The 8,239-nt window shown below is 70.3% G+C and carries 6 protein-coding genes and 2 pseudogenes; 3 read left to right on the top strand and 5 right to left on the bottom strand.

Annotated features, from left to right (window positions below; translation table 11 throughout):
* Positions 1 to 357 precede the first annotated feature (357 nt).
* Together ACWD3C_RS47320 and ACWD3C_RS47315 are read right to left on the bottom strand one after the other, a co-directional pair.
* Positions 358 to 1,574 (bottom strand): annotated as a pseudogene (locus tag ACWD3C_RS47320) (ISAs1 family transposase).
* Between the two features lie 319 nt (positions 1,575 to 1,893).
* Positions 1,894 to 2,337, bottom strand: a complete 444-nt coding sequence (locus ACWD3C_RS47315) for a hypothetical protein (protein WP_451154817.1) — start codon at positions 2,335 to 2,337, stop codon at positions 1,894 to 1,896.
* Between the two features lie 251 nt (positions 2,338 to 2,588).
* Between ACWD3C_RS47315 and ACWD3C_RS47310 the strand changes: the two genes are divergently transcribed.
* Together ACWD3C_RS47310 and ACWD3C_RS47305 are read left to right on the top strand one after the other, a co-directional pair.
* Positions 2,589 to 2,810 (top strand): hypothetical protein, encoded by a 222-nt coding sequence (locus tag ACWD3C_RS47310; RefSeq protein ID WP_451154815.1) that lies wholly within the window; start codon positions 2,589 to 2,591, stop codon positions 2,808 to 2,810.
* Positions 2,811 to 2,987: 177 nt separating this feature from the next.
* Positions 2,988 to 3,611: a histidine phosphatase family protein gene (locus tag ACWD3C_RS47305; RefSeq protein ID WP_451154813.1), complete on the top strand. Its 624-nt coding sequence runs from the start codon at positions 2,988 to 2,990 to the stop codon at positions 3,609 to 3,611.
* Positions 3,612 to 3,792: 181 nt separating this feature from the next.
* Here the strand turns inward: ACWD3C_RS47305 and ACWD3C_RS47300 are convergent, their stop codons facing one another.
* Entirely contained in the window at positions 3,793 to 3,978 is a 186-nt protein-coding gene (locus tag ACWD3C_RS47300; RefSeq protein WP_451154811.1) for a hypothetical protein, read from the bottom strand.
* 160 nt (positions 3,979 to 4,138) lie between these two features.
* Between ACWD3C_RS47300 and ACWD3C_RS47295 the strand changes: the two genes are divergently transcribed.
* The gene (locus ACWD3C_RS47295; protein ID WP_451154809.1) at positions 4,139 to 7,288 is read left to right on the top strand and encodes an ATP-binding protein; all 3,150 of its coding nucleotides are present in this window, start codon (positions 4,139 to 4,141) and stop codon (positions 7,286 to 7,288) included.
* Here ACWD3C_RS47295 and ACWD3C_RS47290 read toward each other — a convergent pair.
* Together ACWD3C_RS47290 and ACWD3C_RS47285 are read right to left on the bottom strand one after the other, a co-directional pair.
* The gene (locus ACWD3C_RS47290) at positions 7,269 to 8,060 is read right to left on the bottom strand and encodes an ABC transporter permease (RefSeq protein WP_451154807.1); all 792 of its coding nucleotides are present in this window, start codon (positions 8,058 to 8,060) and stop codon (positions 7,269 to 7,271) included. The genes ACWD3C_RS47295 and ACWD3C_RS47290 overlap by 20 nt on opposite strands.
* Positions 8,057 to 8,239, bottom strand: a pseudogene (locus ACWD3C_RS47285) (ABC transporter); the annotation flags it as partial. The gene ACWD3C_RS47290 and the pseudogene ACWD3C_RS47285, both read right to left, overlap by 4 nt.

Genomic DNA, 8,239 nt, shown 5'->3' with positions numbered 1-8,239 from the left:
GTGTACCGCTTCGTGTACTTGCTTCCCACCTGGTGCTACTTCCTCTGGAACTCAGGTCCCAGTCTCCAGGTGTCCACGATCAAGGGGAAGGTTCATCCGGGCCCAGGCCCTCCTCGACCGACTGGAACGCCGGCACGGCTCGCCCGTCCTCGCTCCGTGCTACCAGCGATGCGATCGCTTCTGGAGACAGTTCGACCGACGGGCCCTGGTCCGCAGCGACACAGACTCCCTCCTCCAGCGCATCTACCGGCCGGACTCCAAAACACTCCCGGACCGCTTCGACGTCTACCGGTCCCCGCGGTCAAGCGCGCCGCGAGTTACCCCCAGGGCCCCGGCGTTCTCCCCTGAATGTCCGGTTCATGGTGATCTTGTGATGCCGTAGAGGGTGAGGACTCGTTGCCGGTCGGTGTGGGTGCGTCGTGCGGCGGCGATGTTGATGTGTCCGGTCAGCTAGAGGGAGCCACGGACCAGGTCGCGGATGGCAGCCAGGACGGCGAGGGTGTTGTGGGCCCTGACCTGGGACTTGTCCTCGTTGAAGGTGACGTCTCGGCACCAGTGGACGGTGTTTTCCACGGTCCAGTGGCCACGAGCCCAAGCGGTGATCTCTGCGGCGGTGGCCTGTTCGCGGGCAGGTCTGTGATCGCGTAGACGGTCTCGGTGGACCACCGCTTCATCCCGGCCTTGCGGCGCTTGCGCGTGATCCGCAGGACCTGGCGGGCGTGGGGGAAGAGCAGGCCGTCGACGGTGACGATCTGGACCTGACGTCGTTCGTGACGGCCGTGTGCGTCATGCGGGTCGTGGTCGTCGTGGTGGATGACCGGGATGTCCTTCCAGGGCAGGCCGGCCAGCTGCGCGGCGAGCTTCCGCTGGTTGGCCTTGATGGTGAACAGGTAGTGGGCGCCGCGTTGTTCGACGAGGTAGTGGGCGTGGGCGCGCTGTGCGTGCAGGGCGTCCACGGTGATCACGGCTCCGGTCAGGTCGGTGTCGTCGATGTGTTCCAGCAAGGGCTCGAACTCGGGGATCTCGTTGGTTTTCGCGCCGATCTCGCGGCTGGCCAGGGTGATGCCGTCACTGTGGCGGACGGCGGACAGCACGAAGACGCGGCTGCCGTCGGGGCGGCGAGCACCACGCAGGCATTTGCCGTCCACCGCGTACGCGCGCCGCTTCGGTGCCGGCCGGTCGCGCCTGACGGCGTGGTGGTGGGCGCGGCGCTGTTCGCGTTCGACGAAGCCGTCGGGGGTGAGTGCCGTGGGCGGGGAGACGGCCTGAGTCAAGATCGGCTTGAGGTAGGCGAAGCCCGCCGCCGCGACCTTGGCCGGGTCCAGCAGGCCCAGCACGCGGCGGATGGTCTTCTCGCTGGGGATGCGGAAGCGGCCGCGCAACACGTCATAGGGCAGGCCGAACGCGGCAAGCTCCTCGGGTGCGGCTCGCTGACACCACTCCGCCGCCGCGGTCAGCGAGTCGTTCCCGGCCGGCGTCATCACGCATACGGCCAGGGCCGGCAGCGAGGGCAACGCGTAGCGCAACCCCAGCGGCGAGCGGGGATCGGGCACCCCGCCCAACTCGTCTATCAGCCGGCACGCTTCGCCGTCGGCGACGGCGTCGGAAAGGTCCGGAACCGAGACCGGTGGACGGACGGGAGCGGCGATGGGGGATGATGAGGGAACGAACACGGCACCCTTGCAGATCCTGAGGCGTAGATACCTTCATGATCCACAAGAGCCGTGTTCGTCTGCGTTCAGGGCCCCCTCGACACAAGATCACCGCGAACCGGACATCCAGGGAAGAACCCCGGGGTCCTGGGTGCGTGCCGGGGCCGCAGACGATGCACACGTCGGATACGGCGAGGCCCTGCCGCATACGGATTGCGGCCGGGCCGGAGGCGGTGGCTGATCAGGCTTCGGAACAGAGTGTGTTGCGCAGCCCGATGTTGAGGTGACGTGCGTCGTCATCGGTCAGCACGACGCCGTCGTAGGAGAACAGCTCCATTGCACTATCGACCGTGTCCGAGACGCCGCCATCGAGGTTCACACACTGGTAGCGCGCCTTTTCGATGGCCTTGTCCTCGTCTTGGACGAGCCTGGGGTCGACGTCCTTGATGGCTGCGATGACGGCGGTTCGCTTGTCGCCGGTGGGCTCGGGCAGGACGACCTCGTCGGCCTCGGAGGTGTCACTGCTGTCCGCGGTGTCTGGAGCCGCAGGTGCGCTGCTCGGGGCCGTAGGTGCGCTGCTCAGGGCGGTGTCGGCCTTGCTGTCGGTGCCGTTGTCGCTGCTGCAGCCGACAAGGCTGACGGCGAGTACGGCGGTGACGGCTGCGGTGGTGGTACGGATACGCATGATTCCCCCTTGGATGTTGTACGTCCGGGGGACATCATGCGCAGGCGAGGTGCTGGGGGCCAGAGTGGTCACACGACTGTGACACGACAAAGCCCAGGCCGGGACTTCGCCCTGAACCCCGGCCCCGCTCCAGTCGGCGGGTGGCCGTCCGCCAGTTCAGGGCCCCCTCGGCACAAGATCACCGCGAACCGGACAGCCAGGGGAGAACGCCGGGGCCCTGGAGTTACCCCCAGCTCGCCAGGTTCACCAAGTTGGTCATTTCACTGGCGCAGCGGCCGGAGGCCGAGCGCAGAGTCGCACACATCACCGGCACCACTCAGTTCGAGTTCGAGCAAGTCTTCCCCCTGGACCACCGCCCCCGCGGCATCACGCTTCCCTGGCTACGCGAAGGTCTCGCCACCCTGGTGGAAGACGTCGCGAAATACCTCACCTCAACCGAGACCTACGAGGCATACCCGTCTCGCTCAATCTGAGGCACCGCACGTCAGAGCATCACCCTGCCTCACCTTCAGTGAGACGAGACACTCCTGCCCCCATCAGCCTCCGACGAGGCAGAACCAAGACAGGACAGCCGCGACGGAACTATGCACAGCGAGCTCAACGTCCATCCCTGACATACAAGATCACGGACGACGACGGAGACCCGGGACATGACAGACGCAGCCACTCGATACCTCTACCTCGCTCGGCACGGTGAAGCGTCTGCAGATGAGACGACCCTGACGGAAAGCGGCCGGCGCCAAGCCGTTCTGCTCGGTGAACGGCTCCGGAGCACCCCACTTTCGGCGATACACCACGGGCCGCTGCCTCGGGCGCAGCAGACGGCCCAGCTGATCAGCGCACAACTTGACGCCGTCCCACTGCGCCAGTCGGAACTGGCCGGCGACTATGTCCCCTACCTGCCTACGAGAGAGGAGTTGCCGCCGGATTCGGCCGACGCCATGCTCAGCTTCCTCTCTCAGGTTCCGGAAGAGGAGCGCAACCGTGGTCCAGCGCTGGCCCGGGAAGCACTCGCAGAATTCACAGGTCCGGTCGACGGAGATCGCCCCCGCCATGAACTGGTTGTCACGCACAACTTCCTCATCGGCTGGCTGATCCGAGCTGCCCTCGACGCGCCCGAGTGGCGCTGGATGGGCCTCAACCACGGCAACGCAGCTCTGACGGTCATCCGATACGCACCCGGCAGGCCGTCCTCCGTGCTGTTCCACAACGACATGCGGCACCTGCCCGCAGACCTGCGCTGGACCGGCTTCCCGCCTGAACTGCACGTCTGACCAAGAAGGCCGTTGCCCCGAGCCCAGCGGCCCCGCCTCGCCCGCACTTATCTGAGACCGGACAAGCACGATGCGTGTCGTACTTGCAGGACACCTGACGTGTCCCGGCTCATGTGATCCGCTCTGACCGCAGAGAGCCTCGATCGGCAGTTGGTCCGCCCGGCGGACGGCGTGGCCTTCGTCAGTGGCAACCGGAAACAATCATCTGAGCGATTCGGCTGCGGCCGACCGACCCGAGCCCGAGGCGCTGCTCCGCAACACCGATCGGGCCGCTCTGGATCATGCAGGAGGGATCGCCAGGGACACCCAGCAGCGCGTCGCACAGCTCGAACAGGGCATCGGCCCGGCGGGGCAGAGATGCGTACAACCAGCACATGATCACGCAAGGGCCGTCCGCCTGTCCGGCAAACCACCAGGCTTCGGCGCAGGTGCAGGAACGGCCGGCGCGGCTGCGGCGGCCGCCCGCGCAGCGGGAGTTCGGCCCGCGGCGGAGGTTCCGGCGGCCGGGCCTTGGCTAATCTGCACGGGTGACCACCGACCTGACTCTGCTGCCGCGTGTCGCCTATCGCGGACAGGAGGTCACCGCGCCCCGGCTCCGCGGCCTCCTCGCGCTGCTCGCGGGCGACTTGCGCACGGGCTGCAGCACCGAGCGGCTGGTGGCAGGGCTGTGGCTGCCGGACGAGTTGCCGGAGCGGCCGGGGAAGGCGGTGCAGGTCCTCATGTCCAGGGCGCGGGCGCAGCTGGGCGCCGACGTCCTCGTCAGCACGCCGACCGGGTACCGGCTCACCCTCGCCGCGGACCAGGTCGACAGCTCCGCCCTGCTGCTGCACGCCGCCGCGAGCGCGGACCGGGCCAGGGCCGGGGACCACGCGGGATCGCTGGCCGCGGCCGAGGCCGGGCTCGCGCTGTGGGAGGGCACTCCTGACGGGGCCGGCGACACCGACGACCCCGTAGCCGCGTTGCGCACCGAGCGCGCCCCCGTCCGCAACGCGCTCGTACGCGCGCAGGCGCTCGCGCTCGCCCGCCTCGGACGGCACGCGGAGGCGGCCGGGCCGCTGGCCGTGGCCGCCTCGGAGCATCCGCGCGACGAGGAGGTGCTCGCCGAGCTGCTGCGCGGCGAGGCGGCGACGGCGGGCCCGTCCGCCGCCCTGATGCGGTACGAGGCGTACCGTCGTGAGCTGCGCGACGAGCTCGGCACGGATCCGGGCGCCGGGCTCAAGGCCGTACAGCATGAACTGCTGCGCGGCGAGGCGCCTGTGGTCAGGCACGGCGTGCCGCACGAGCCGAACCCGCTCCTCGGCCGCGACGAGGACATCGCGGCGGTGCAGCGGCTGCTGCGCGCCTCCCGCGCTGTCACCGTCATCGGTCCCGGCGGCCTCGGCAAGACCCGGCTCGCGTACGCCGTCAGCCGCCGGGCCGAGCAGCGCGTGGTGCATTTCGTGCCGCTCGCCGGTGTCACCGCGGATGAGGACGTGGCCGCGGAGGTGGCCTCCGCGCTCGGCGCGGGCGAGGGGCGGCACGGCGCCGTGAGCGGCCACGCCTCGGCCGACCGGGTGTCCAGCATCCTCGGCGTGCTCGGCTCCGGGCCCGCGCTGCTGGTGCTTGACAACTGCGAGCAGGTCATCCGGGGCGCCGCCGACCTCGTACGGGCCCTGGTCTCGTCCTCGAAGGACCTGCGGGTGCTCGCCACCAGCCGGGCCCCCCTCGGCCTCACATCGGAGGCGGTGTACGCGCTGCCGGAGCTCGGTCTCGACACCTCGGTCGAGCTGTTCACGCAGCGGGCCCGGGCCGCCCGGCCCGGCGTGGAGCTGCCGCCTGACGCGGTGGCCGGGCTGTGCCGCCACCTCGACGGGCTGCCGCTCGCCATGGAGTTGGCCGCGGCGCGGGTGCGAGTCCTTTCGGTGCCGGAGATCGCCCGCCGCCTCGGCGACCGGTTCGCGCTGCTGCGCGGCGGGGCCCGGGACGCACCGGAGCGGCACCGCACGCTGCACGCGGTCGTGGAGTGGAGCTGGAACCTGCTCGCGGATGACGCCCGGGCGGCGCTGCGTACGCTGTCCGTCTTTCCCGGCGGCTTCTCCGGCGAGGCGGCGGAACAGGTCCTTGGCGAGGATGCGCTGCTTCTCCTGGAGCAGCTGGCCGATCAGTCGCTGCTCACCGTCGCCGACACCCCGGTCGGCGTGCGGTTCAGGATGCTGGAGGCCGTACGGGAGTTCAGTGCGGCCCGGCGTGCGGAGGCGGGCGAGGAAGAGGAGACCATCGGCCGGTTCCTCGCCTGGGCGCGGGACTTCGGGGTCGCGTACCACGACTGGTTCTTCGGCTCGGAACCGTGGGCCGCCCGGGAGCGGATCAGGGTCGAGCAGGACAACCTCGTGCTGGCCCTGCGGCACGCCCTGGCCCGTACGGACGGCCCCACTATCGCCGCCCTCACCGCGGTCCTCGCCGCCCTGTGGTCCACCGGCTCCAGCTACCCCCGCCTCACCGCCCTCGCCGCGGACACCGGCCCGCCGCTGTCGCACTACTACCCCGAGCCCGAATACGTCGAAGTCGCCCGCGCCGCCGCGGTGTTGTGCACGGCGAGCCTGTTCATGGGCTACGGCCCGCACGTCGTACGCCAGCTCGTCACCCTCCGGCGGCTGCCCCCGGCCCCGCCGGACACGCTGCTGCGCGCCACCGCGGTACTGCTGAGCGCGGTCCCCGAGATGCTGCCTCCCGACTACGACGTGCTGCGGGGGCTCTGCGACAGCGAGCAGCCGCTGCTCGCCGGCGTCGCCGAGTGCATCGCCACCTACGTCTGGGAGCAGGAGCACGACATCGACCGCGCGCTCGCCTCGGCTCGCCGGATGATCACCGCACTGACGCCGGTCAACAACCCAATCCTGCAGGTCACGGGCCACGCCCGGCTGGGCGAGCTGTTCTTGCAGACGGAGCAGGGCGAGGCCGCGTACGGGCACTTCAAGGCGGCGCTCGATGCGCTGCCGCGGCTCGGCGACGAGCATGACTCCATCGGCGTCCGCTGGGGCCTTGTCCTCGCCTGCCTGCAGCGCGGCGACCCCGACGAGGCCGAGTACTGGCTGCGGCAGGCGGAGGGCGCCAACACCTCGCAGGACGACTTCGAGAGCAGTGATCTCGGCGGGCGCCGCGCCGAGATCGCGCTTGCCCGCGGGTTGACTGAGGTCGGGCTCGGCCTGTGGCGCAGCGCCGCGGAGCGGATGCCCGCGGCCGGTTCGCTGCACGGCGGCGACCCCTTCCACGACCGGTGGGCGCTGGAGATCCAGTCGGCGGCGGTGACGGCGCACGCGCACGCCGGCCGGCTTGAGCTGGTCGCGGAGCCGGTCGACCGGCTGCAGGAACGGCTGCGGAGCCTGCTCTCCGGGCCGCCCCGCTGGCCCATGGAGCTCCCGGTGCTCGGGACGGCGCTGCACGCCCTTGGCATGGCGGGGCTCGCGTCCGGTGACGCCGGTGCCGTACGGATGATCGCGCTGGCCGAACGGCTGCGGGTGCTGCGAGGGTTCCAGCCGACGATGTCGGCGGACCGCGCCCGGAAGGCGGTCGGGGCCGCCGGGAACGCTGCCAGGGCGGCGTACGCCGACGCGGTGTCGGAGTACGCCGCCCTGGAGCGGGACGAGTTGCGGGAGGCGGCCCGCGCTGTCATGGCGGTTACTTCGGGTCGCGGTTGAACAGCGCCGTCGACCAGCGGTAGCCGAGCGCGGTCAGGCCGACACACCAGACGATCGCGATCCACCCGTTGTTGCCGATCTCGGTGCCGAGCAGCAGCCCGCGCAGGGTCTCGATGGCGGGCGTGAAGGGCTGGTACTCGGCGATCGGCTGGAACCAGCCCGGCATCGTGTCGGCCGGGATGAAGGCGCTGGAGATGAGCGGGAGGAGGATCAGCGGCATGGCCATGTTCCCGGCCGCCTCGGGGTTCGGGCTGGCCAGGCCCATCCCGACGGCGATCCAGGTGAGTGCCAGGGCGAACAGCGTGAGCAGCCCGAACGCCGCCAACCACTCCAGGGCCGTGGCGTCCGTGGACCGGAAGCCCATGGCCACGGCGATGGCGCCGACGAGGACCAGGCTGGCGAGCACCTGCAGCACACTGCCGACGACGTGCCCGATGACCAGAGAGCCGCGGTGGATCGCCATCGTACGGAAGCGGGCGATGAGGCCCTCGGTCATGTCCATGGAGACGTATACCGCGGCCCCGATCACGGTGCTGCCGATGGTCATCATCAGGATGCCCGGGACGATATAGGCGATGTATTCGGAGCGGTCCGCGCCGCCGCCGCCGATGCCCGCGCTCATCACGTCGCCGAAGATGTAGACGAAGAGCAGCAGCATCATGATCGGCGTGAGCAGCAGGTTCAGGGTTCCGGACGGGTAGCGCCACGCGTGCAGCAGATTGCGGCGCAGCATCGTGTTCGAGTCGCGGACGGCGAGGGAGAGGGCGCTCATCGGACGTTCTCCTTGGGCTGGGTGGGGACGTTGGCCGGGCCGGTCAGGGCGAAGAAGACGTCGTCGAGGTCGGGGGTGTGCACCGTCAGTTCGTCGGCCTCGATGCCGGCGGAGTCCAGCCAGTCGAGGATGGAGCGCAGCTCGCGCTGGGTGCCGTCGCTGGGGATCTGCAGTGCCAG

This window comes from Streptomyces sp. NPDC002845, from assembly GCF_053591955.1.
Note: the sequence above shows the minus strand (reverse complement) of the source record. Positions and strands in the feature narration are given on the sequence as shown.

Coding starts and splice junctions, on each gene's coding strand:
- ACWD3C_RS47315 (WP_451154817.1), bottom strand. CDS start 2,337: ATGCGTATCCGTACCACCACCGCAGCCGTCACCGCCGTACTCGCCGTC.
- ACWD3C_RS47305 (WP_451154813.1), top strand. CDS start 2,988: ATGACAGACGCAGCCACTCGATACCTCTACCTCGCTCGGCACGGTGAA.
- ACWD3C_RS47290 (WP_451154807.1), bottom strand. CDS start 8,060: ATGAGCGCCCTCTCCCTCGCCGTCCGCGACTCGAACACGATGCTGCGC.